The organism is Arenibacter sp. F20364 (genome assembly GCF_023015905.1).
In the GTDB taxonomy this organism is placed as follows: Bacteria; Bacteroidota; Bacteroidia; order Flavobacteriales; family Flavobacteriaceae; genus Arenibacter.
Map to the genome: position 1 here is coordinate 1 of NZ_JALKBD010000010.1, position 22,136 is coordinate 22,136.

Sequence of the window (22,136 nt, forward strand, 5' to 3'; positions counted from 1 at the left end):
AATAACGATAAATCGGTTCCTTTGTCCATCCCTTAAATTTAAAGTGCAAAGAAATAAATTATTCACTTCAGACCCAAGTTTTGTTCTTGATCCATGAAAAGGTTTGTGAACAAGGAGTTTTAGTCTTTGGGTTCTCGGGGAACACGGGTTTACATTTAAATTGAATAACTATTGTCTATTATGATGGTTAATTCTTTTAAATTGATAAGGAAAGATTATTTAGTCCATTTGTTACAATAATTCATTACTTCTTTGATAGCCTGGATGCTGTGGTACCAAAATGTTTTTTAAAGGCATATGAAAAATGGGAAAGATTTTCGAAACCTAAATCTAGATATATCTCTGAAGGCTTTTTGTTTTTTTGTCTAGAAGGAAGTGTGCTTCTTCCAAACGTTTTTTGGTCAACCAACGCCCTGGAGAATCACTAAAAGTTTTTTGAAAATCACGCTTAATTGTTGCCAGACTTCTTCCTGTAAGTTTAGCAAATTTATCGAGAGAAACATTGAAAGTGAAATTCTGGTTCATATAAGCTTCTAAATCGATTTTATGAGGGTCCTTAAAATCGAATAAAAAATTGGAAAGCTCCGGTTTTACTTTAAAAAGTAAATCTAAAGCTTCCATTGTTTTTATTTCAGAAATAGGTTCTGTTAGCTTTTGAAGATTATTAAAATATGGTAACAATGATTCAAAATAACCTTTCAAGAAAACGTCTCTGGTTAATTCAATCATGTAATCTCCTTTATAGGAATTCTGTTTTTCAATATTATTAATCTTTGCATATTTTTTTAATGCGTTCTGCTCAAGTAAAATATTAATTGCTTTAAAAGGCTTATTAGATTTAGGTAGTTTTAAGGATTTAGCCAATTGATTTCTTCGGATAAGCCCAATGCTATTTTTTTTTAAAGTGACTGTACCATTATTTGTATAAAGATGTAATCCTCCTGAAAGTATAATCCCTAAAGCGTGTTCGTTAACAAACTGTTCATTACCTCGTTCTTTTTCGTAGACACAGGAATAAAGTAAATTATGTTTCTGTACACTCATTAGTTTTAATTTTTAAACTGGCTCAAAATTATTTTGTCCATCATTTTATCGGATAACATCTTCCTCATTAAAAGTAATGGCTTTGCCATAAAGCCGCCACTATATCTTGTTTTAGGTTTATTCACGGTTATAGCCTTTAGGATAAGATTGGCAATTAGTTCAGGTTCGGCATTTTTAGCTTTAAATTTTTCACCTGTTTCTATCATTTTATCTACCATAGTCCCATAAACTCCCTTTTCAGAAACTTTACGAGCATTTTTCATAGCTATATCACTCCATTCAGATTTAACTCCACCTGGTTCTATAACAATGACATCTATACCAAATTGTTTAACCTCCATTCGCAAACTATCACTTAAGGCTTCTAAAGCAAATTTACTTGCATGGTACCAACCTCCATATGGATTTGCCAACTTACCTCCAATAGAAGATATATTAACAATTTTACCAAACTGATTCTTACGCATATAAGGTAAAGCCAATTGCATCAATCTAGCAGCTCCAAATACATTAACTTCTAATTGATAGCGTGCATCCTCTATGGCTACCTCCTCAATGGCACCATAATACCCTAAACCAGCATTGTTGATCAGCACATCAATTCGACCTTCATTTTTGATAATTTCATCAACGCCAGAAACTGTTGTACTATCCCGGGTTACATCCATTAGAAGAATTTTGGCTCCCAACAGTTTTAAATCGTTCATATTATCGACCCTACGAGCTGCACCGTAAACTATAAATCCTTCTTTTAGCAACAATTTGGCTGTTGTTTTGCCCATTCCTGAAGAGGCTCCGGTTATTAATACCACTTTGTTCATATATTACTTTTATAAAGTTATAAAGCAAAAGTAGCTCACCTTTAGTGTAGCTACTTTGTTTAAAAGCTCAAACATATCTTTGAGCAACAGGTAAAGAACTTGCGAACCAACTAAAGAGTTGTTTGCTTTAATATCTTATGTTTTAGATAGTGGTCTAACGAATATTTCCCTCCTCCAACGAAAAACAAACACAGTGCTATTATAAGATAAAGTAATGCAAGTTCTGCAGAGCCAGATCCTGCGGCACTATGTCCATCTGCTTTAGCTAACCATAATGGAAACCCAAAAAAAGGATCTCCATCACCTTCAAATGAATATTTTACAGTAATACGATAAATAGGATCTTTAAAAGGTATATGCATAAAGGCTATACCTACAAACATAGTTATAGTAGCACCCAAGGATGCCAATGGCACAAAAATGCCGAGTATCAATGCAATACCGCCCCCAAATTCACTTATAACCGCTAATAATTGAAGAATGCCCGGGAAGGCATCTCCCGCGAAACTCATTGGTGTGGCAAGCTTTGGTAACCCATGCATGATTAATCCAAAACCTGCAATTAGACGTACTATTAATAAACCTATTGAAGCAAAGCTATTGCTTTTGCGTTCTCCAAAAAGGAGATTTGAAATTGTTGAAATTGTTTTCATGATTTGATTTTTTTAAATGAGTTTAATTTTTTAGCCCATCAATGAAAATATAAAGCGATTTTATTTTTCCATTTTCTATGACAAAGATGTCTTGTCCTGTTATTTCATCAGGTTTGGAAGATGGCCCAAATTGCCAAAACAGTCTCGCTACATTATTATGACTTTCAATTGGTTGAGAAATACTGAAGGAAAAACTAGGATGTTTTGCTTGTAATTCTTCAATGAAATCATTCAGTTTTGAATGTCCGTTTATTACAAAAAATGGATCGACTATTTCTACATCTTCTGCATATACTTTTTTAATGGACTTGTTTCGCTTTCCAGCATCTTCTTCTGACCATATTTTCAAATGCTTTTTTGCTAAAGCTTCTATGTCTACTTTGCTCATATCTGTATGTTTTTTTTGTTTTATACTATTTTCTTCGGAATTTAGTTTTGGGTTAGATTCTTGTGCATTTAGATTGGAATTAAACCCCATAACTATCAAAATCGCCAGCATTATTATTTTTGTTTTCATATTTGACTATTTTATTTCAGTTAAAAATTCCGATAATGGTTTTCTCACCTTTTTAAGGTTTAAGTTCCAGTCGTTATTATCATCTCGATACCCTAAGGCCAATAGCATTGAACTTTTCAATCCCTTCTCTTTAAGCCCCAACAATTCATCTAAGGCTAATGGGTCAAAACCTTCCATTGGAGTAGCGTCAATCCCTTCAAGTGCAGCAACAAGTGTAGCAATACCTAATGCAATATGTGCTTGTTTGGCTGCATGATGAAAATTGTTTTCATCGCTCATCGCTCCAAAAAACTGTTTTGAAAAGTTCCTTTGTCCTAAAGTTTTTTCAATGGGTAGATCACGCTCTTTTGCCAAGTGATCGAAAACACCATCAATTCTTTCTTTTGAATAGGTATCCCAGGCTGCAAAGACTAGCAAATGTGAAGATTCAACAATTTGTTTCTGATTAAAAGCTATGGGCTCTATCTTGCTCTTCAGCTCGTTATTGGTAATAATGATAATTTCATAAGGCTGTAATCCTATACCGGAAGGAGCTAAATGCATAGCTTCGATAATTTTATTTATGGTGCTATCCGGTATTTTTTTGCCTGACATTCTCTTAGCAGCATAACGCCACTTCATTGCTTCTATAATTTCCATTTTATTTAAGGATTTTACGCTTACCCTAGGTATTAGGATAAGCGTGTTTGATTAAACTTATTACCCGCTATATGTGGCCAACCACTTTTCTTTTATCTCTGCTCTCGCATTGATAAATTCTACATCTGTACCTTGCGCAATAGCATCAAGTGGATAGCGCAATGGTCTAGTTCCGTCTTGCATGCTTACCAAGTTTAAGATTCCGTCCGCTATGGTTTGAGGATTCATATCGAACTCTTGCATTTTGCCAAATAATCCAGTTCCAATGGCATTAAACATTTCTGTTGCAACAGGATCGTATGCTGCTGCTATTTCAGGCTTGTCCGCACCAATTCCTGGTTTACTGCCGTTGTTCATTTCTGTAGGATAAACACCTGGTTGTATGGTTACGTTTTCAATATTGAATTGGGCCAATTCCGCCTGTAAACCTTCGACAATACTTTCTACACCAAACTTTGAAGCTAAATAGGGAATCATAAAAGGTAATGTGTGAGCACTTGCCCCCGAAGTTATATTGATTATCAAACCACTTTTTTCCTTACGCATACTTGGTAAAACAGCTTGATAAGTTCTAATAACACCATAAAAGTTTACTTCAAACATTTTACGGATTTGCTCTAATGAAGTAGCTTCCAAAAGCCCAAAACCTGTTACTCCGGCATTGTTGACCAATACGTCAATTTTTCCGTGTTTTGAAAGTGTTTGTTGAAATGCATTTGATACCGAACTGTCATCAGTTACATCAATTTCAACTACTTCAACATTAGGCAATGTTGAAAGTTCATTGGCCGCTTCTTTGTTTTTGCCCAATACTCCTCTCATACCAGCGATTACAGTATGACCGGCTTTTGATAAAGTGATGGTTGTTAATTTCCCAAAACCTGAACTTGTTCCTGTGATAAAAATTACTTTGCTCATTTTTATATAATTTTAAATTATTAATGAGACAAAGATGTCACTGAAATGGACTTTTTTCCATTGACATTTAAATGAAAAAACTATTGACAAATGTCAACGTTTTTACCTCTTGTTCGCTTGGGATCTAATGCGGCTTAGGGTTTCGGGTGAAATACCTATGTATGAAGCGATCATGTGTTGGGGAACACGATTGGCAATTGATGGGAATTTTAAAACGAAATTATTATATTTTTCTTCAGATGTAAGACTAATACTGGAATGGATTCTGTTTTGGGAAGTAAGGAAGCTTCTGTGCAATATATTGTTGACCATATTATTAAATAAAGGGAATTTCTTGCAGAGCATATCAAAGTCATCTTTTTTGAATAACAGTATTTCTGCATTCTCTAGGGCTTCTATATTAAACTTTGAAGGTGTTTCATTAACAAGACTTTCTCTATCTCCCGTCCAATAGTTTTCAGGCGAAAAGCTCATAATGTGCTCTGTTCCTTTGTCATCTACAGAATATTTTCTAAGAAAACCACTGGATACAAAGGCATTATAACGCCAAACATCACCTTCTTGCAATAGAAATTGCCTTCTACGCAATTTTTTTAATATGGCATAAGAAAGTATCTCGCTTAAGTCATCCTCAGGCATAGATACTTTGTCATTTATATATTTCTTGAAAACTTCTAACATAATACACAAAGTTAAAAATTTAACTTTGAAAATAGTGTGTAAAAAATAAGCCTAAAATGTACATTAAATAAGTACTTTAGGCTATTTATTTTCTCTTTATTAGAGAAACAAGAAAATTATTTAAGCTGGATAACTTACAATATTTAATGCAGCTAATGATCCACCAGCTTGCTGTAGTTTACTTCCTGTGGCTAGATTGCCTAAATCAATGGGCTTAAAACCGAATTCATGAAGCAGATTAGAAACTGTGTTTTTAGCTTCGGTATCATCACCTGATACAAAAGCAATACGATTGCCATTTTCAACTTTTGGATCTGCAGCTATCCATTTCAAAAAGTAATGATTCAATGTTTTTACTACTCGTGCTTTTGGAAAAAGTTCTTGTACAATTTCACTAGCAGCTTTTCCTTTTAAATCGTCAAAACTCATATCATCTAAAATTGGGTTGGTAACGTCAACTAAAATCTTACCTTCTATATTAGGGACATCTGCCGCTACTTGCTTCAAATGCGACCATCTAACTGTAAGAAAAAGCACCTCTGCTTGATTAACCTTACTTAAATCTGTAGGAATTGCTAGGTTTCCTATACTTGTTGCTTTGTTTTTTAAACTTTCAGCGCCCTTGTTATTTGTAAGCAAAACGCTATGTCCTGCTTTAACTAATTTTTTAGCTATTGCTTCTCCAATTTTTCCTGTTCCTATTATTGCCGTTTTCATAATCTAATGTTTTTATTTTTTATACTGTCTTAATAGATATGCTTTTATTATTTTATTGAAAAGTGTTATTAAAAAAATGTTATTGCTTCTTTTCATATGGCACCCCATCTGGATAGGTGATAAATTCAATTGTTGTACCCCAAGGTGTTAAGCCGTAACAAAAGAAGTTTTTATCCCCTTTCTCAGCTGGAAATAAAAATGGATTTGGACCTGACAACATTTTTCCTCCAGCTACTTCAAATTTTTGAATTGCTTCATCCATATAGTTTGTATAAGACGCAAATTGTATTAATCCTAAATCACTAGATTTTATTGGTTGTCTCTGACCATCAACATGAATTTCAAATAACTCTATTCTAACGCCACTTCCTATTTTAATCATCCTACACGAATAAAGAGCTGCTTTTTGTGCAAGCTTAAGTGCTGATGCAAGTTCATCAGATGCTTCTAAGGGAGTAAGCTCTCTGCTGTAAGATTCATAAATTATCTTAGCATCAAAAGCCTCTTGTAGAAAGACAGTAGCACTATCGATATCTGGCACATTTAAACCAATATGATCAATTTTTGCTATGATGCTTTTAGTTTTCTTATTATTGGATTACTGTGTTTGCTTGAAAAATATTTATTCGATTACCATCTGGGTCTAATGCCATAGTACAAAATAATGCGCCTTCAGCTAGATATCTGTCTTTCCATAAAAATTCTACCCCTTTTTCTTCAAGTTCTTTTGTTGCTTTCTTTAAATCCTCTACTTGAAAAACCAGCGCTTTACTGCCAACTACCGTTGGTGGTGCATCAATTTTTGAATCGTTAATCATCGCATCAATTATTTGACTATCTGAATTTTGAAGCATTTCAATCTTCATACGTGCACCTTCCATGAATGCCATTTGTAACTCACCTTTTTCTACAGGGATAGCTTGTTTCATTACTAATTTAAATCCTAGTATATTAGTATACCACTTTATTGATTCTTCAATATTAGAAACCACAAAAGCAACATTATATAATGCTAATGTGTTTAAACCTCCCTTTAATTTTGTTTGATTTTCCATTTTTTTTCTTAACGATGTTCTTATTTGCTTTGGCTAATATTGAGGCTGAAAATTTTTTTTCAGCCTCAATAAACATTATTGACTAAAAACTATTCTTTAACAAATTGTAGGTCAACAACAAGATTAATTGTGTCACTTACCACTATACTTCCTGCTTCTGTTACCGCACTCCACGTTAAATCGAAATCTTTTCTATTCACTTTTCCGGTAATTTCAAAACCTGCTTTGGTTTGACCATAAGGGTCTACAGCTAATCCATTAAAATCTACATTTAATACAATTTCTTTGGTTTTATCTCTAATTGTTAAATCTCCAACTAATTTATCTCCATCAAAAGATTTTGATTTAAAAGTCAATTCTGGATATTTTTCTACATTGAAAAAGTCATCTGATTTTAAGTGAGCATCTCTATCACTATTTTTAGTATTGATAGAATCAACATTTGCGACAAATTTAAAATCTGCATTTACGAAATTTTCGTTTTCAGTTTCAGCTGTTGCGCTGAAGTCTTCGAAGTGTCCGGTTACTGTAGAGATCATCATATGCTTAACTTTAAAGCTTATTTCTGAGTGTGCTACATCTAAATTCCATTTTGTTTTTACAACTGTTTTCATTTTAAAATTATTTATGTCATTTCTGACGGTTATACTTGTTTTGGATTATTAAAAATTTACTTCAGATATTTTTTTATTTCTGCTGCAGCATGATCAAGCATTGCTTGGGTTGATGGAATACTTGATAAAGCATTGAGCATTCCAAAATCATGGATTGTACCATTATATCTTACAGTCGCAACTTCAACACCCGCTTTATCAAGTTTACGACCATAAGCTTCTGCTTCATCTCTTAAAATGTCGTTTTCTGCGACCATTATTACGGTTGGCGGTAATCCTTTTAACTGTTCCAAGCCTGCTTGAAGTGGTGATGCGTAGATTGAATTACGTTCTTCGGTATTCGTGGTATATTGATTCCACATCCATTCCATGATGGCCGTGGTCAAAAATCGGTCTTTAGCAAAAGTCTTATAAGACTCTTGTGACATACTTGCATCTGTTACTGGCCATAATAATATTTGAGCTTTTAATAGCGGGCCTTTTTCTTCTTTTGCCCTAATAGCAGTAACTGCTGCCATATTACCACCAACACTATTACCCACTACCGCAAGTTTACGTCCATCTACATTGATTTCTTCTCCATGCTTGGACACCCATTTAGTAGCCGCATAAATTTCATTAATCGCTGTAGGGAATTGTGCCTCTGGTGAAGGTGTATAATTTACAAATACTGCCACTGCACCTGAACGAACTACCAAATCTCTCACCAGCCTTTTGTGTGTTGGGTAGTCTCCTAATATCCACCCTCCACCATGGATGAACATGAAAACTGGTAGCGTTCCTTTTGTACCACTCGGACGAACGATATTTAGTTTTACTTCATACCCATCATGATTAATGGTTTTCTCAGATTCTTCAATACCTGAAAGGTCTACATCAATTGATGCTTGTGCTCCAACTAGTACCTGACGAGCATCTTCTTTAGAAAAAGTTTCCAACCCAGGGCCGCCGGAAGAGTTAAGTACTTTTAAAAATTCTTTAGTGCCATTGTCTATGTGTTCATCATTCAAGTAATCTTTTACTTGAGCATTTATTTGTGCACTAATTAGTATTAGAATAAGTGTTACTATTTTCATTTTACTTTTGTTTAAATTATTATATGTCAATATTGACATTACAAAAGTGCAATGAATAGCTTCCTAGTTCCAATGAAGTAGATTAGGAAAAATGGTTGAAGTAGTTTAAGATTTCTTTTGAACCTTATTGTTTCTTATCTTGGATAAGAATTCTGGTGTCATTCCTAAAAAAGATGCTAAAGCGTATTGAGGTAAGCGTTGAGCAATATGAGAATACTTACTCATAAATTGGTCATAACGCCTCTCTGCAGATAATGTTATGTTATTTGTAATTCTACGTTGAAAAAAAGCCAACCCTCTTTCTGCAATAATTCTGAAAAAAGTTTCAAACTTATGATTTGCTTGTTTTAGCTCTTTCTGATTTTCGTAATGTACACGTAGTATTACACTATCTTCAAGAGCAATTACAAAAGATGTTGCCGGTTGTTGATATATAAAGCTATTGTAGTCAGTAATCCACCAATTTTCAATGGCAAAAGAAGTTGTATGGTCATTACCTTCATCTGTTACAACATAAGATCTAAAAGCTCCTTTCACGATAAAATGTACATGATGAGCAATAAAATTAGGTTGTACGATGAATTGTCTTTTTTTTACTTTTATCTCCTCAAAACAGCTTACGAATTGATTGCTTTCGTCTTCATTCAAATCAACATAATTTTGGAGATATTGGGCTAATATTTCTCTTGCATCCATTGAAATCATTTGCTTAGATAGCATCCAATAAAGTTAGCCAAATAAAATTAAATTGAAATAATTAACACAATAAGTTCTTTGGGCTAATTCCAAATTGTTTTTTAAAAGCAAATGAAAAATGGGACAAATTTTCAAAACCTAAGTCAATATATATTTCGGATGGCTTTTGGTTCTTTTTAAAAATGAGAAAATAAGCTTCTTGTAATCTTTTTTGAATTAACCATCGACTAGGTGTGTCATTAAATGTTTGCTTAAAATCCCTTTTGAACGCAGAAAGGCTTCTACCAGTTAAATATGCAAAACGCTCTATACCCACATTGAATTTGTAGTTTTGGTTCATGAACTTTTCCAAGTCTATTTTTTCTGGTTTTCCAAAATCAAAAAATACACCATACAATTCTGGCTGCATTTCTAACAAGATAAGTAAGAGTTCTTCTCGTTTGGAATCTTGTTTTTCTTTTTTAATTTTTCCTTTGCCATCATAATATGGCATCAATGAGCTAATAAACCTTGTGATTTGTTCATTGTTGTTTAAATGGATAAATACCTCCTTAGGTTTGTAACCCCTTCTTACTGGTTGATACTTTTCTTGAAATCGCTTTAAGAATATTTCATCAAAAACAACGGCTACCTTTTCAAATTCATCAATCTTTTTTTGTTTGTTATAACGTACCAAATGGTTTTTACGAACAATGCAACAATCGCCCGGATTCATTGTAACATAATTACTGCCATCATAACCACTTAAGATTCCTTTGGCCAAAAACAAAAACAAATGTTCCGGAATAAATTGTTCTGGTGAAATCTCTGGTCCTATATAACACGATTTTATATCCATTTATTTTACTCAATAATATTGAATTTAATTAGACTAACAGCAGTATCGTTTATAGTTTCTTCTTTATTTCGAGGTTTCCAATCTAAAATAGTTTTTGCTTTTTTATTAGAAATAATTTTTATAATTCCTACTTGAGAAGCAACGGATTTTAATTCAGGCTTTAAATATGATAATATTTTCACCAACCAATTAGGAAGCACTTTTTTAGTAACCTTTTTTGCAGATTCATTTTTTTGTTGACGAAGAATCATTGCAATTTCAGGTAAAGAAGTAGTCTCATCTGAACAGGCTAAAAAACGTTGATTTTTAGCTTCCTTACTTATCATGGCTTTGATATGTATAGCTGCTACATCCCTTACATCAACAATACCAAAATAAACTTTTGGCGCTGCTGACATTTTTCCATTCATGAGTTGTTCTATCAATCCTACCGAACTTGCAAAGTCATTACCTAAAATGGGGCCAAATATTCCAACAGGATTAATAACTGTTAATTCTAAAGTGCATGAATCAGTTTTAATGAAATCCCAGGCAGCTTGTTCAGCAAGTGTCTTTGATTTGATATATGCCCCAATAGTTGCATTGGGATCCGTCCAATCCTCTTCAGTAAAGATATGGTTTTCAGGGTTGATACTATAACCTATTGCTGCAAATGAAGATGTCATAACAATGCGTTTTACACCTGCATTTCGAGAAGCTTTTAATACTCGAAGTGTTCCTTCCTTGGCAGGAATTATTAATTCGTTTTCATCTTTTGGTTCACCCGAAGGAAAAGGCGAAGCAAGATGTAATACATATTTACAGTCTTTTGCTGCATTTTCCCAATTTTTATCTTTTGTTAAATCTGCTTCTATAAATTCCAGATTGTCAAACGAAGTTACACCACCATTTTTAAGCATTTCCAGAACATTTGTTTTTCTTTCTAAAGAGCGCACGGTAGTTATTACTTTATATCCCTTTTGCAGTAATTGAATAATAGTATGTGACCCTAAAAAACCCGTGCCTCCTGTTACTAAAACTCTTGTGTTTAAATTATTCGCGTCCATCATTTTCATTTTTAAGTATCACACCGGTCATATTTTCGCAAATTCTGAGTATTTGGTCAGCTGATTCCATATCTAGAGCATATTGCCTTACACCGAAGGGGGCATTGCTACCATTGGGGACTAGTTTTGCTATATTACAATCCTCTAAATACAAGCCTCCTTTTCCGTCTAATTCAGGACTGACAGCTGCCCAGGTTGTAGTAGCTCCGCCTTCTTTTACAGTTTTATAAATATCTCCTACATTTTCTGGATTCCTGAAAAAGTTCAATAACCAAGTGTAATTAATTGCCCTAGATAATTTTGCAGAAACTTTCATGAACAATACTTTGGTGTTTGAAGCAATACCTACTTGGGACGAGGCAAAAAGATCTGAAGAAGGAATTGGACCAGGATGTACTGCAAAACTTCTAATGTTTGAATCCTTTAAAAGTTTATCAAATTTTACAGATAAAAGAATCAATGCTGTTTTGCTTTGCGCATAAGATATCATTCCGTCATAATCTGTATGCTCAAAATTCACATCGTCATTTATAACATTACTTAAACGATGCCCACGAGATGATAAATTGACAATGCGAGCTCCATTAGCTTTCTTCAAAGCAGGAAGCAATTTCATTATTAATTCATAATGTCCAAGAACATTAGTTGCAAACTGTAACTCATAACCTCTTTCGTCTCTCGTTAATGGAATATTATATATTCCAGCACTATTGATAAGCGCATGAATTGGCCGGTTAGATTTTAAGAACTTTTGGGTAAATGCTTCAATAGATTTTGGCTTTAATAAATCCAAATATTCAATTTCAATGTTGGGCAACCCTTTTAGGTTTCTGTTGGCCCAATCCACATCTCTTGCCAGTGCAATTACAGTTGCCCCTCTACTCACAAATGCTTTTGTTGCTTCTCTTCCAGTTCCGCTATGACCTCCAGTCATTATAATTGTTTTACCTTTTAAATCAAGCCCTTCTACAACATCCATTGCTTCTGTATGGTGATCAAAATTATTTTTAATTGGTTTTTGGAATTCGTCAGGGATAATAGGTCCTGTGTAAAGTGGCGATTCTGCTGCTTTATCATTAATTGCTATATAGGCAGCAGAACCAATGATAAGCAAAATAAAGCTGACCGCTATTAAACCTAAAATCCATAATACTCGCTTAAATATAGATTTGTTGGATTTAGTTTTGTCTTTTCGTTTTTTTGAATTGTATTCCATTGTTTTCATTTTATGGAACAAAATTCTTTATAAACTTGATAATAAACTTTGTTGAAAAGTCCAAAATTACTTCGGCTGTAGTGGATAACGTAATAATCCTTCTAAACATTACTTTTTGAATATTGTCCTGTATCCAAACATTTGAACCACTTCCTGTTTTTCTCACCATAACAGAGTTGACTGACTGACTCCCTTTATATTGTTTAAAGTACTTCATGATATTCCCGTAAAATCACAAACACAATTGATGACATGTTACTATTACGACATTTTTCCTTGTCTTCCTGGATTGCTGTTGTATTCGTTTCTGACCCTATGGATTCTTTGTATACCTTGAATATTATCGAGGCATAGGAACCAATTTGAGCTTATATAATTTGCATCCATTGAGCAGATGCTTTTCGACATCAGTCATGTTATGCGCAGACCTGTTACTACAATAATGAGCTTAGCCAGTATTTTAAATGACAAGGAGCTAAGTGAGAAAGAGATAAAAGAGTTTTCCCAAAAGCTGTATGGGGCCTCAGAAGAATTGGAAAAGTTTACACGTGAGTTAATCGATGTTTATTATCGGAAAATGCAAAACTCGAAGGTTGACATTGACATAGATGCGCTAATAGATAAACGAAATAATTTGTTTGGATGATAAGGATTATCTTGAGTGCCGAACCCCTCCTGAAAGCTATAGAAATTGGTATGCCGGGCGGAGCTTGGTAATCCTGAACGGTTTGGTCATAGCTATAATTTTATTGTTATCAACAATAGGCCATAAATTGAAGGTTTTGGGATTTTGCATCCAAAATGGGCCCTTGCGATAATTATTGGGATGGATTAGCGGTTTATATAGGGCAACTAATTGTGCCTAGTATTTATTATTTCTTCTTTGTTTTTGTACCCTTTTGATCATTTTTCCAAAATCCTTATCCTTCCTTTTTCTCTCTATGGCATCAGACTCAAAATGTATTTTTTCTTTTTGCATTTTCAGGAAATTCGCGTAGGAGGCTGGATCTAAACTTTCATTTTCAATCGCGGCCAATACTGCGCATCCTTTTTCATGAGTATGGGTACAATCACTGAATCTGCAATTTTGGGCAAGACTCAAGATTTCATCAAAGGTCATTTCAAGACCGTCAGGAGTACTGGTAATTCCAACTTCTCTCATTCCGGGATTGTCAATGATAATTCCTTTATCTAAAACAATCAATTCCCTATGGCTAGTGACATGTTTGCCTCTATCAATGCTCTGGCTTATTTCTCCTGTTTCCATCAATTTTACTCCGGTTAAGGTATTAATAAGCGTTGATTTCCCTACTCCTGATGAGCCCAGTAAACAATAGGTTTTACCTCGAATTAATTTGGTCTTTATTTCGTCTATCCCAAATTGAGTTTGATTGCTAATAGCATATACAGGAACGTTTTTAAGTCTTTCCTTAACTTGATTCAACAGTTCTTGCAAACTCTTTTTTTCAATTAAATCCACTTTGCTTAAAACAATTATAGGTTCAACTTTAGAAGTATGGCAGATGGTCATGTAACGTTCTAACCGATTTATATTAAAATCTCTGTTTACAGATTGAACGATTAGTCCAAAATCAATATTCGTGGCAATAATTTGGGTTTGGCCCAATTTGCCAACAGCCTTTCTTTCTAAAATAGATTTTCTGGGAAGCACTGCGTGAATAATGGCCTTATTGCCGTCATACTCTGAGATGGATACCCAATCACCAACAGCAGGTAAATCGTTTCTGTTTGTTGCCGTGAACCTTAAATTTCCCAAGAGTTCAGCGTCGTATTCGTTGGCATTGGTTTGTACGGTATACCGGTCTTTATGCTCTGAAATGACTCTTCCAATTTCAAATGAACTAAGGCCGTGCTCCCTTCGGTATTCTTCTAACTCACCGTTGTATCCTAAATCTTCAAGTGACATTTGCATAATTGGGTATTGATCAAAACGATTGGTCTTAATAAGTAGTTGCATTTTTTGTATTGACCGATATCAATAGGCCATAGCGATCGTTATATATTATTTTCTTCAAAATTGTTATTATCCTTGCAATGATATTTATGCCCTAGTCAATGTATAAATAATATTGGTGGAAATCCATTTTTTATTATAATTTTTAACTTAGGTAGATTTAAGGACTTACTAAATTATAGTAAGAAGAATTGGTTTTCGGTATTTTTTCGTACTGATGATGGTTTATAAAAGTGGATTAACCAGCCTCATGATTTTGAAAGGATTTTATGGGCCAGTGCTGGGTATAAAAATGCAATCCATAGAAAAATCCGCATTTTTGGAACTGTTAATATTTTCTTTTCCCTTTGCAGTTGTGGCAGTATATGTTCAACGAGTTCTTTCGCAGGCATTTTTTTTTCATCCCTCCTTTTGGTCATTTCGGTATCAGTAACGGGAGGAATAAATTCCAATACTCGAATATTTGAATTTTTCAAGCTTGTTCGAAGTCCCGTTGTGAAGTTTCGCATGGCAGCTTTACTTGCACTATACACCAATCCATCAAGCTTTGGGAATGCTCCCAGACCGGAAGTGGTATTGACGATGATGGATTTCTCGGCATTGCTCAATAAGGGAATCAATATCTGGGTCAAAGTCATTTGCCCGATAAGGTTAATATTTATTTCTCGCGAAATCCTATTGAGGGGAATTACATTCTTGGTGAATTTGTAGTTGTATTGGACCCCGGCGTTGTTAAAGAGGATATTGATGTGCGGATATTTGTTCTGAATTTGTACTGCTGCGTTTTCTATTGCTCCCTGGCTTTCCAGGTCGCATACTATTGTTGCGAATCCTTCCTTTTCTACTACTGCAAGTTTTGTTTTATCCCTTCCCAATAAAATCACGGTATTATTGAGTTTTAACAATGCTCTGCCTAGGGCTAAACCTATACCGGAATTACCGCCAGTTATAAGGATGGTGTTGTTGTTAAGTTTCATGTTAAGTATTTTTTATGAATGAATAATCCGAATAAATATTTTGATAAGTTGAATGAGAATAAACCCGAAAATTGCATTTGATAGCAGCATTAGCAGGGTAGCCCCTACCAAACCCAGATGTTGAAATGCCAGACTTTCGCCAATTCCCGTATGCATGCCCAAAAGCTTGTTGACTATTACCCAGGCATTCAGGTGTTCGGCCTCAGCTCCAAGGATGTAGTCGACGATAATCATAATGCACAGAGAGGCAAAACCAGCGATACAATAAATTAATAGGGGATGGTGGAATAAAGTTTTCATGGCGCATACATTTTTATGTTCATTGCAAAGTTGCACTGAACACAAATCCAAGGCATTAACATGGGTTAAGGAATGGGATTATCCTTGTTTTGCCAATTGAGCCCGTATCCTACTCAATTGTATGGGGGTAATTCCTAAATAGGAAGCAATGTGGTACTGAGGAATTTGATTTTCCAATTCTGGATAATCTTGTCTAAAAATTAAGTAATTGGTTGTAGCGTCATTGGTTACCATATGAATATCATGCCTTTCTTTTTTAATCCATAGGCCTTCCAATATTTGAAGCATTAACGATTCCAAGCATCTGTGTTGGATAAACAAAGACCTAAATCCATTATATGAAAACTTGACTAGTTGACAAGGTAAAAGTGATTGGAACGACAATGAGGAAGGGGCGCCTGATAATAATGCAGTTAGGGGGGTAGGGAACATTCCAGGAACAAAAAAAGTCTTGTTGTATTCATTACCTTCCTTGTTATAATATACTCTCACCACTCCTTCCATAAGTAGATAACAATAGCTGGCTTTTGACCCCTCTCTTACCAAATAGTCATTTCTTTTAAGCTTTAGAGGTTCAAATAATGGTTTAAGATCGGACCAAGCTTCTTCAGTAATAGGGCTAATGCTATTAAGGGTTTTATAAATTTTTGGATCATCCATTTAAAATAAACTTACAGTAAATTTATTAAATTTTAATCCTTGTATATCTTACACTTATCTTAATTATTTAACAGATATGGTATAAATCCTTGGCTTATGGAAAGGTTACCTGAGTAATAGCTAGAATGAAGGAAACAAAAAATCAGCACAACCGTCAGCCTGTGTCGGATTATTTTGAGTACCGCCCACACTACAGGTTCATTTAGGGACCTGAGGTTATTCTTCAATACTGATTATTACACGTTGATAACGTGTTAAGCGGGGCGATCCATGGTCCGTCACCTTGAGGATAACGTGCATGGTTCCCGTACCCGAACCCCCAACACGTTTGGTGGGAACGGTGAACGATGCTTCGGGCTGATCAAAGTTTTCAATTTCCAACGGCTGTCCACTACGCGCACTGGCAACAGAGAAGGTGCCGGCCTCTTCGTAAAAAAACCAATGGTATGACAGGGCATCACCATCTGGGTCGCTGGAACCTACCGCGCTTAAAATTATTTTGTCGCCCTTTTTGGCCACTAGATTTTTTCCATGTGCTAGTTTGGCTATGGGTGGATGGTTTGCCTTATCGTACTCTTTTATGCTCCAATCCATTCTAGCTGCGAAATCGTTTTGAAATTCTTCTCTCCACCGCCAAATGGTTTCATGATTGCCCGAGTGCCAACGGCTATCAATGCCCATGACTTCATCCTCGGCATCTGAAAAGAAAGGCCTGCTCTCAGGATGTAAAAACCATTTTTGCATTCTGGGGGTATAAAATTCATATCTACCGCCCCAGCCACCCCATTCTGGGTGTTCTGGATAGTTTAGGCCATTATTGATCAAGGGAAGAAATGAGGGTGTATCACCTTCCATCAAATACTCCCACATCGGATACTCGGCCCCTAATGGCCCCTTACTTCTTATATTTTGGTCCAACCACTCGTTTGAGACAATATTAAAATTGGCACCATCGCAGCGGGCATGAAAAAAGTCGCCACTTATGCCACTCCATGTGGCATGATGGTAGCCCCCTCCGGCGTTAAATCCTGGACTGGCGATGTAGAACAATTCAGGAAATTCTTTGCGGAGCCATGGCCCACTATCGTCTTGATCTGAAATAGTATATACCCTTATTTTCTTAACAAATTGTTCCAGATCTTTTTTTGAACGAGTCTCCCTAACCTTCCAAAGTGCCTGTGCCAAGACATTTGGTCCGCCCCATACCGTTACCCATAGAGGCCTAGTGTCCTTTTTGTCTACTGCTTTGATCAATAATTCGGAGGCAGGCGAGTCTTTCCCGGCGCCTACAGCACCAACCCCGTATTCCGGTAGTCCTTCTGTTATCAATGATTTTAATTCATCCCCCGTAGGAAACCCTGATTCGTGCTTTTCAAGCTGATCCCTAACCTTATTGTAGGCCTCTACAATTTCTTGAATGCGATAGGTAGCTACTTTATTTTGTTGGTGCACAGAGGTCGTAGCTGCCAAGCCTTCAATATCATAATGATTGGCATATACCAGAAAACGGACCATGGACATGGCATCATCAGGTTCGTTTTCTATGTCGGTAAGCACAAATACTCTTGGTTTTTCTTGAGCATGTGAGGTAGTTGTAAACACTATTATGCCCATCACTGCTATTAAGTAGCTAATTTTCATATTTTTCTATTTATTTAACCATTGCCATCTCTTTGCCCAATCCCTTAAAAAGGCTTTACGATGTTTTGAAACTGTTTTTGCGCCTTGCTGATCTCCGAGGAAAAGTTCTGGTTCCAGTTTATCACTATACCAATGGGGGCCTACGGGATAGTCGGTCGAATTTGTTTTTCCTGGCCAAGGAGTAATACTAACATACTGCCCTTTTTGGGCATCCAATTCCGGAATTGCACTTTTGGTAACATAGCTCCCAGTTTCTGGTTTTTTGGAGGAGTAGCGTACCGCATATGTACCGTCGCCTAAATAATATCCTGGCCATATTTGACTGGAAATTTCCATTGTGAAACAAGTTGAATCCCGTGGAATGTCCAAATCGGGACCCGTAAACCTCCATTCCAATTCTCCATAGGCTGCTACCGTATCCATAGTGCTGCTATTTCCTGTAAAAATTGTTCGTGAGCTGCGATCTATGGGGATAAAACTTCCACCCCAGCTTTCGCCCAAAGGATTGTTTGGGTCCCCGTTCATAACATAGGCAAGGGAAGGTGTGTCCCCCATTTTTATTTCTCCCTTATAATGATTTTTAAAATTTTTACCCATTGCGCCCCGTCCCTGAATGAAATTATCATAATAGTTGTCCCCTTTGAGTTCTTTTGAGGATTCCGAATCCATAAACCAACCTCTATAGGTAGCATTGGCCTCGATTATCCATAGATTTGGGTGATTTTTTGCGATATAAGCATAGGCATTGATGCTCCATTTTTTGTTGGGGCCACCAATCCAATATATCTTAATGTTTTTTTCAATTTCGGGAGCATCATGAAGGGCCTGCGCCAAATCTTCCAAACCGCCCCATACCAAAACCCAAAGGGGTCCGTCAGCATCTTTTTTTGCGCATTTGATGATCCAGTCGGACCCTTCTGTAGCTTGGTCATATCCTTTATATGTTGCTGCAGCAAGAGCTCCTTGTTTGCATAGGTTCCTTAACGAATCTGGACGGGGTAGGGTTGGGGCGTGCCTCTTTAAATCTGGCAGATCCCTTTCATAAAGATCTATCATATCCAAAATATCTTTCTTACGACCTTCTCCGTAAGGTGAAGAAACCAGCCCTTCTATTTGAAATAGATCGGCATACATTAATAAATGTATAATAGACTGAAAATCATCCGGGTCGGTTCCTCCAATATCCGAGCTAATCAATATTCGGGGTTTGGGTATTTGGTTTTCAGAACTCTGGCACTGTGCCAAGGCCACGGTCCGGTCCAGATTGTCCCAGTGGTTTAGCATTCCTAAACTTATTTTTGGGGAATCGGATATTTTAATATCGTTTAAATTTTCCTGTGTTTGTAGTAGTCGCAGTAATCTAAATACCCCATAAAGAATTCCTACATCGGTATTGGCCGCAACTACTAGTACCTTTTTCCCCTTAAGGCGAATCGATTCAATTACAAATCCCTCGTTTCCTTGTTGACCTACTTTCTCACTAAGCAATGACAAAATATTAGGATCCAAAACATCTTTCTTGGATACTATCAATGAATTTGTTGGATCCAACGTTTTATTAAAATTTACAGGGATATTGAGCATGTCCTTAAAGCCCTTTTCGAGTTCCTGTTGGGCGGCTTTCAAAACTTCGCTATTCTGTGGAAAATATACTGATTTTGCCAACGCACTGTAATTACTTAATATTTCGGCATCAGTTTTTATGGTATATCCCATCCACAGATCATAACCATGGGTTGTATGGGAATATGCCATACCCAAACTGAATGTGAATAAAACTAGCAGCGTTCTAATTAGTATCATTTTTAGAGTGGATTTTGAGTTCATCGAATTCAGCTAAAAGAGTCTTTCCTTAAGGGAGGAACAATTAATAAATTCTTCCTAATATTTTTGATATTATAAGATAGCCTATTAAGTCATTAAAAATAAGAAATGAATTTTATTTGATTCATGATGTTTTTCTTTTTTGGTGGCCCCCCTACATTTTTAAGTAAGATCAATTAATTACTTTTATGGTCGTTTAATCAGAGTTTCGAATTCTATATATGGGAAATAGGGTTATATATTCTATTACCATTTATTGGAATTTTGGATTGAAAGCTGAATTAGGTCGATCATAGCCCTAACTCTTAAAAGTAATTACCTTTCTCAAAATTACTGTCAATTTGTTTTTTAGTTTGATCTGCGAAGCCCTAAAAAGCTGATGATTCGTTAGCTTTTTGGCTATAATTTGCATATTCGTATTTTGTAATGTTAAAATTTATTAAATCTACAATTTAAGCCATTCATATTACGATATATTTAATAAGTTTGATAAGAAATAAAAAATAATTCTAAAAAATCTTTGAATAATGAAAAAGTCAATATTTATCTTGATGGCTGCAATGTTACTGAACGTGGTTCAAGTATTTGCTACCGATTTCCAAAAAGGCGAGGCCAAAGCAGCGAAAGCGGTTACGACCCAAATTTTCCAAATGTTAAGTGATAATATGATTCCGGATGAGATTAGGGGAGCCACGGCGGAAGTGCGTGTTGCATTGGACAATGGGGATTATTTACGAGTTTTAAGCGTTAAAACTGAAAATAAAGCTTTGGAGACCTATATTCGCAATAGTATCGATTTCCAAAAAGTTTCAAAAGGAACCTTTACGCAGGGAGTAGTTTATCGCATTCCTTTAGAGGTGAGTAAGAAAGGAAGTATCCTGTAAATTGATACACCTTAAAATCTAAAGGCCACTGAATATACTTCAGTGGCCTTTTTTGTTACTGGGAACTACAATATTTATTAAAAGTTACTTTTTTTGGTGCCCTAGTCTTATGTTGTTATTTTATTGGGCTTTGCAATGCATATATTAATACTTAAACAGTCATTAATTATTATCCGTTGAATGTGCATTGGTATTTATTCCAAAAAAGGTGTTGTAATTAACGGATTCCTCGGTTTTGTTACTCTTGATCCCTTTCAATTTATTGATCAAAAAGGGAACATAGGTAATACCCGTCATGATAAGTCCAGCTATCAGTAACACCAGAGGATTCACAAAAAATTCGCTAAAGGAAAAAATACTAATAATCAAAATTGTGGAAAAAGGCAATGAACAGGCCAGGATATTAACTGCAAAATTAATATCGAAGGTAGGTTTTTTCTGCCCGTCCTTTTCTTCCAATGTGCTTACAGCACTCATATGGGCAAAGGGCCAAAAACTACAGGCACTCTGTGGGAATACCACAATAAATAGAATCATGGAGGCCCCAAGTGCCGGAAATAGGAATACAAATATGGCAGATAGTAAAAAGGTGATACCGGCGCGTCTCATCAAAAGTGAAAAGATAAAGCCGAATTCGCTAAATTTTATACGTACCGCCATCCCAATAAAAAGGAGTACCAAGGGTGTCATAATCAAGCTCATTTTAACAATGGTATTCTCCAGGAAATCTGGGAAGGAGCTTAGACTAAGGCCAAACCCTAGTAATACCAAAGCTATAATAATAACCAAATTAATAGGTTCGTTGAGCATTGAAATAAACAGGCCTTTTAACTTGCTGGAAGTAGAGGCAACCAAGTCTTTTATGGCCCTGGCGTGATACCAGTGCATCCCTAACATGTACAAAAGAATAAGGACAAAGATTTTGTTACCAACATCTGCCAAGGCTGCTAGTGCCAAATATTCATCGCCCAAGTAGACTATGATAAAAGGAAAGCAGGACAGGCCAGGTGCCAAAGAGGGGAGAAGCATTGTCAAAGTTCTTTTTTTTGCTCCTTCATTTTTTGGAAGGGACGAGGTCAAGACGTACTTAGTGGTTATGGCCATTATAAAATTGAATACCAAGGCCATAAGGGGGAAAATTAATAATGACCCCTTCAATTCTATTTTTAATAGGGCCACAAAAATCGTAGCTGGTAAGGCTACGCTCAGTATCAAGGTCTTTATCCCTTTCAGGTCGTTCTTAGCCACCTTTTTTTGCAGCAAGAGTCCCAGACCTATGATCAATAGGAGTTCTAACGTTTTTTGTAATGCATAATTCATGTCATAAATTCTTAATAATTTGAT

25 protein-coding genes are annotated in these 22,136 nt (G+C 35.7%); 2 read left to right on the forward strand and 23 right to left on the reverse strand.

The window, feature by feature from the left end:
• Positions 1-330: 330 nt before the first annotated feature.
• The 16 genes from MWU84_RS09875 to MWU84_RS09950 all read right to left on the reverse strand — a co-directional run bounded on the left by MWU84_RS09875 (position 331) and on the right by MWU84_RS09950 (position 12,540).
• On the reverse strand, positions 331-1,044 hold the full coding sequence (locus MWU84_RS09875) for an AraC family transcriptional regulator (protein ID WP_246901175.1): 714 nt from the start codon (positions 1,042-1,044) through the stop codon (positions 331-333).
• Positions 1,045-1,049: 5 nt separating this feature from the next.
• On the reverse strand, positions 1,050-1,865 hold the full coding sequence (locus MWU84_RS09880) for an oxidoreductase (RefSeq protein ID WP_246901177.1): 816 nt from the start codon (positions 1,863-1,865) through the stop codon (positions 1,050-1,052).
• Positions 1,866-1,975: 110 nt separating this feature from the next.
• Positions 1,976-2,518 (reverse strand): DoxX family protein, encoded by a 543-nt coding sequence (locus MWU84_RS09885; protein ID WP_246901178.1) that lies wholly within the window; start codon positions 2,516-2,518, stop codon positions 1,976-1,978.
• Between the two features lie 22 nt (positions 2,519-2,540).
• Positions 2,541-3,035: a nuclear transport factor 2 family protein gene (locus MWU84_RS09890; protein ID WP_246901179.1), complete on the reverse strand. Its 495-nt coding sequence runs from the start codon at positions 3,033-3,035 to the stop codon at positions 2,541-2,543.
• 6 nt (positions 3,036-3,041) lie between these two features.
• Positions 3,042-3,674 carry an NAD(P)H-dependent oxidoreductase gene (locus tag MWU84_RS09895; protein WP_246901180.1) on the reverse strand — a complete coding sequence of 211 codons (633 nt, stop codon included), beginning with the start codon at positions 3,672-3,674 and terminating at the stop codon, positions 3,042-3,044.
• A gap of 60 nt (positions 3,675-3,734) precedes the next feature.
• The gene (locus tag MWU84_RS09900; protein ID WP_246901182.1) at positions 3,735-4,592 is read right to left on the reverse strand and encodes an SDR family oxidoreductase; all 858 of its coding nucleotides are present in this window, start codon (positions 4,590-4,592) and stop codon (positions 3,735-3,737) included.
• A gap of 102 nt (positions 4,593-4,694) precedes the next feature.
• Positions 4,695-5,273, reverse strand: a complete 579-nt coding sequence (locus tag MWU84_RS09905) for a Crp/Fnr family transcriptional regulator (protein ID WP_246901183.1) — start codon at positions 5,271-5,273, stop codon at positions 4,695-4,697.
• A gap of 120 nt (positions 5,274-5,393) precedes the next feature.
• Entirely contained in the window at positions 5,394-5,990 is a 597-nt protein-coding gene (locus MWU84_RS09910; RefSeq protein ID WP_246901185.1) for an NAD(P)-binding domain-containing protein, read from the reverse strand.
• Between the two features lie 79 nt (positions 5,991-6,069).
• Positions 6,070-6,564 carry a VOC family protein gene (locus MWU84_RS09915; RefSeq protein ID WP_348647864.1) on the reverse strand — a complete coding sequence of 165 codons (495 nt, stop codon included), beginning with the start codon at positions 6,562-6,564 and terminating at the stop codon, positions 6,070-6,072.
• A gap of 16 nt (positions 6,565-6,580) precedes the next feature.
• Positions 6,581-7,045, reverse strand: a complete 465-nt coding sequence (locus MWU84_RS09920) for a VOC family protein (RefSeq protein ID WP_246901189.1) — start codon at positions 7,043-7,045, stop codon at positions 6,581-6,583.
• A gap of 89 nt (positions 7,046-7,134) precedes the next feature.
• Complete coding sequence (locus tag MWU84_RS09925) at positions 7,135-7,659, reverse strand: YceI family protein (RefSeq protein WP_246901191.1); 525 nt, start codon at positions 7,657-7,659, stop codon at positions 7,135-7,137.
• 56 nt (positions 7,660-7,715) lie between these two features.
• Complete coding sequence (locus MWU84_RS09930) at positions 7,716-8,735, reverse strand: alpha/beta hydrolase (protein ID WP_246901194.1); 1,020 nt, start codon at positions 8,733-8,735, stop codon at positions 7,716-7,718.
• A gap of 105 nt (positions 8,736-8,840) precedes the next feature.
• Positions 8,841-9,431: a Crp/Fnr family transcriptional regulator gene (locus MWU84_RS09935; RefSeq protein ID WP_246901196.1), complete on the reverse strand. Its 591-nt coding sequence runs from the start codon at positions 9,429-9,431 to the stop codon at positions 8,841-8,843.
• Positions 9,432-9,492: 61 nt separating this feature from the next.
• A complete protein-coding gene (locus MWU84_RS09940; protein WP_246901199.1) occupies positions 9,493-10,269 on the reverse strand; it encodes an AraC family transcriptional regulator in 777 nt (258 codons plus the stop codon).
• 5 nt (positions 10,270-10,274) lie between these two features.
• Entirely contained in the window at positions 10,275-11,324 is a 1,050-nt protein-coding gene (locus MWU84_RS09945) for an aldehyde reductase (RefSeq protein ID WP_246901202.1), read from the reverse strand.
• Positions 11,302-12,540: an SDR family NAD(P)-dependent oxidoreductase gene (locus tag MWU84_RS09950; RefSeq protein ID WP_246901204.1), complete on the reverse strand. Its 1,239-nt coding sequence runs from the start codon at positions 12,538-12,540 to the stop codon at positions 11,302-11,304. Before MWU84_RS09950 ends, MWU84_RS09945 begins: the two co-directional genes overlap by 23 nt.
• A gap of 385 nt (positions 12,541-12,925) precedes the next feature.
• Between MWU84_RS09950 and MWU84_RS09955 the strand changes: the two genes are divergently transcribed.
• Positions 12,926-13,177 carry a histidine kinase dimerization/phospho-acceptor domain-containing protein gene (locus MWU84_RS09955; protein ID WP_348647863.1) on the forward strand — a complete coding sequence of 84 codons (252 nt, stop codon included), beginning with the start codon at positions 12,926-12,928 and terminating at the stop codon, positions 13,175-13,177.
• Between the two features lie 216 nt (positions 13,178-13,393).
• On the opposite strand, the gene rsgA is transcribed toward MWU84_RS09955, so the two are convergent.
• From rsgA to MWU84_RS09985, 6 genes are all read right to left on the reverse strand, one after another.
• On the reverse strand, positions 13,394-14,509 hold the full coding sequence (rsgA, locus tag MWU84_RS09960; protein WP_246901209.1) for a ribosome small subunit-dependent GTPase A: 1,116 nt from the start codon (positions 14,507-14,509) through the stop codon (positions 13,394-13,396).
• Between the two features lie 245 nt (positions 14,510-14,754).
• Complete coding sequence (locus tag MWU84_RS09965; RefSeq protein ID WP_246901212.1) at positions 14,755-15,483, reverse strand: SDR family NAD(P)-dependent oxidoreductase; 729 nt, start codon at positions 15,481-15,483, stop codon at positions 14,755-14,757.
• A gap of 12 nt (positions 15,484-15,495) precedes the next feature.
• Positions 15,496-15,783, reverse strand: a complete 288-nt coding sequence (locus MWU84_RS09970) for a hypothetical protein (RefSeq protein WP_246901215.1) — start codon at positions 15,781-15,783, stop codon at positions 15,496-15,498.
• A 78-nt stretch (positions 15,784-15,861) separates the two neighbouring features.
• A complete protein-coding gene (locus MWU84_RS09975) occupies positions 15,862-16,443 on the reverse strand; it encodes a Crp/Fnr family transcriptional regulator (RefSeq protein WP_246901216.1) in 582 nt (193 codons plus the stop codon).
• Positions 16,444-16,659: 216 nt separating this feature from the next.
• Entirely contained in the window at positions 16,660-18,084 is a 1,425-nt protein-coding gene (locus tag MWU84_RS09980) for a DUF1593 domain-containing protein (RefSeq protein WP_246901219.1), read from the reverse strand.
• A gap of 6 nt (positions 18,085-18,090) precedes the next feature.
• Positions 18,091-19,887 carry a nucleoside hydrolase-like domain-containing protein gene (locus MWU84_RS09985; RefSeq protein ID WP_246901221.1) on the reverse strand — a complete coding sequence of 599 codons (1,797 nt, stop codon included), beginning with the start codon at positions 19,885-19,887 and terminating at the stop codon, positions 18,091-18,093.
• Between the two features lie 548 nt (positions 19,888-20,435).
• Between MWU84_RS09985 and MWU84_RS09990 the strand changes: the two genes are divergently transcribed.
• Positions 20,436-20,792, forward strand: coding sequence for a hypothetical protein (locus tag MWU84_RS09990; protein ID WP_246901223.1), 357 nt, complete (start codon positions 20,436-20,438; stop codon positions 20,790-20,792).
• Positions 20,793-20,954: 162 nt separating this feature from the next.
• Here MWU84_RS09990 and MWU84_RS09995 read toward each other — a convergent pair whose 3' ends face one another.
• Positions 20,955-22,112, reverse strand: coding sequence for a permease (locus MWU84_RS09995; RefSeq protein ID WP_246901225.1), 1,158 nt, complete (start codon positions 22,110-22,112; stop codon positions 20,955-20,957).
• Positions 22,113-22,136: the final 24 nt, after the last annotated feature.

Bases quoted from the DNA above. Each gene is read 5' to 3' on its own strand.
- MWU84_RS09900 (WP_246901182.1), bottom strand. From the start codon at position 4,592: ATGAGCAAAGTAATTTTTATCACAGGAACAAGTTCAGGTTTTGGGAAA.
- MWU84_RS09910 (WP_246901185.1), bottom strand. From the start codon at position 5,990: ATGAAAACGGCAATAATAGGAACAGGAAAAATTGGAGAAGCAATAGCT.
- MWU84_RS09905 (WP_246901183.1), bottom strand. From the start codon at position 5,273: ATGTTAGAAGTTTTCAAGAAATATATAAATGACAAAGTATCTATGCCT.
- MWU84_RS09955 (WP_348647863.1), top strand. From the start codon at position 12,926: ATGCTTTTCGACATCAGTCATGTTATGCGCAGACCTGTTACTACAATA.
- MWU84_RS09980 (WP_246901219.1), bottom strand. From the start codon at position 18,084: ATGAAAATTAGCTACTTAATAGCAGTGATGGGCATAATAGTGTTTACA.
- MWU84_RS09970 (WP_246901215.1), bottom strand. From the start codon at position 15,783: ATGAAAACTTTATTCCACCATCCCCTATTAATTTATTGTATCGCTGGT.
- MWU84_RS09990 (WP_246901223.1), top strand. From the start codon at position 20,436: ATGAAAAAGTCAATATTTATCTTGATGGCTGCAATGTTACTGAACGTG.
- MWU84_RS09965 (WP_246901212.1), bottom strand. From the start codon at position 15,483: ATGAAACTTAACAACAACACCATCCTTATAACTGGCGGTAATTCCGGT.
- MWU84_RS09940 (WP_246901199.1), bottom strand. From the start codon at position 10,269: ATGGATATAAAATCGTGTTATATAGGACCAGAGATTTCACCAGAACAA.
- MWU84_RS09995 (WP_246901225.1), bottom strand. From the start codon at position 22,112: ATGAATTATGCATTACAAAAAACGTTAGAACTCCTATTGATCATAGGT.
- MWU84_RS09925 (WP_246901191.1), bottom strand. From the start codon at position 7,659: ATGAAAACAGTTGTAAAAACAAAATGGAATTTAGATGTAGCACACTCA.
- MWU84_RS09930 (WP_246901194.1), bottom strand. From the start codon at position 8,735: ATGAAAATAGTAACACTTATTCTAATACTAATTAGTGCACAAATAAAT.
- rsgA (WP_246901209.1), bottom strand. From the start codon at position 14,509: ATGCAACTACTTATTAAGACCAATCGTTTTGATCAATACCCAATTATG.
- MWU84_RS09895 (WP_246901180.1), bottom strand. From the start codon at position 3,674: ATGGAAATTATAGAAGCAATGAAGTGGCGTTATGCTGCTAAGAGAATG.
- MWU84_RS09880 (WP_246901177.1), bottom strand. From the start codon at position 1,865: ATGAACAAAGTGGTATTAATAACCGGAGCCTCTTCAGGAATGGGCAAA.
- MWU84_RS09935 (WP_246901196.1), bottom strand. From the start codon at position 9,431: ATGGATGCAAGAGAAATATTAGCCCAATATCTCCAAAATTATGTTGAT.
- MWU84_RS09975 (WP_246901216.1), bottom strand. From the start codon at position 16,443: ATGGATGATCCAAAAATTTATAAAACCCTTAATAGCATTAGCCCTATT.
- MWU84_RS09985 (WP_246901221.1), bottom strand. From the start codon at position 19,887: ATGATACTAATTAGAACGCTGCTAGTTTTATTCACATTCAGTTTGGGT.
- MWU84_RS09875 (WP_246901175.1), bottom strand. From the start codon at position 1,044: ATGAGTGTACAGAAACATAATTTACTTTATTCCTGTGTCTACGAAAAA.
- MWU84_RS09950 (WP_246901204.1), bottom strand. From the start codon at position 12,540: ATGAAAACAATGGAATACAATTCAAAAAAACGAAAAGACAAAACTAAA.
- MWU84_RS09945 (WP_246901202.1), bottom strand. From the start codon at position 11,324: ATGAAAATGATGGACGCGAATAATTTAAACACAAGAGTTTTAGTAACA.
- MWU84_RS09885 (WP_246901178.1), bottom strand. From the start codon at position 2,518: ATGAAAACAATTTCAACAATTTCAAATCTCCTTTTTGGAGAACGCAAA.
- MWU84_RS09920 (WP_246901189.1), bottom strand. From the start codon at position 7,045: ATGGAAAATCAAACAAAATTAAAGGGAGGTTTAAACACATTAGCATTA.
- MWU84_RS09890 (WP_246901179.1), bottom strand. From the start codon at position 3,035: ATGAAAACAAAAATAATAATGCTGGCGATTTTGATAGTTATGGGGTTT.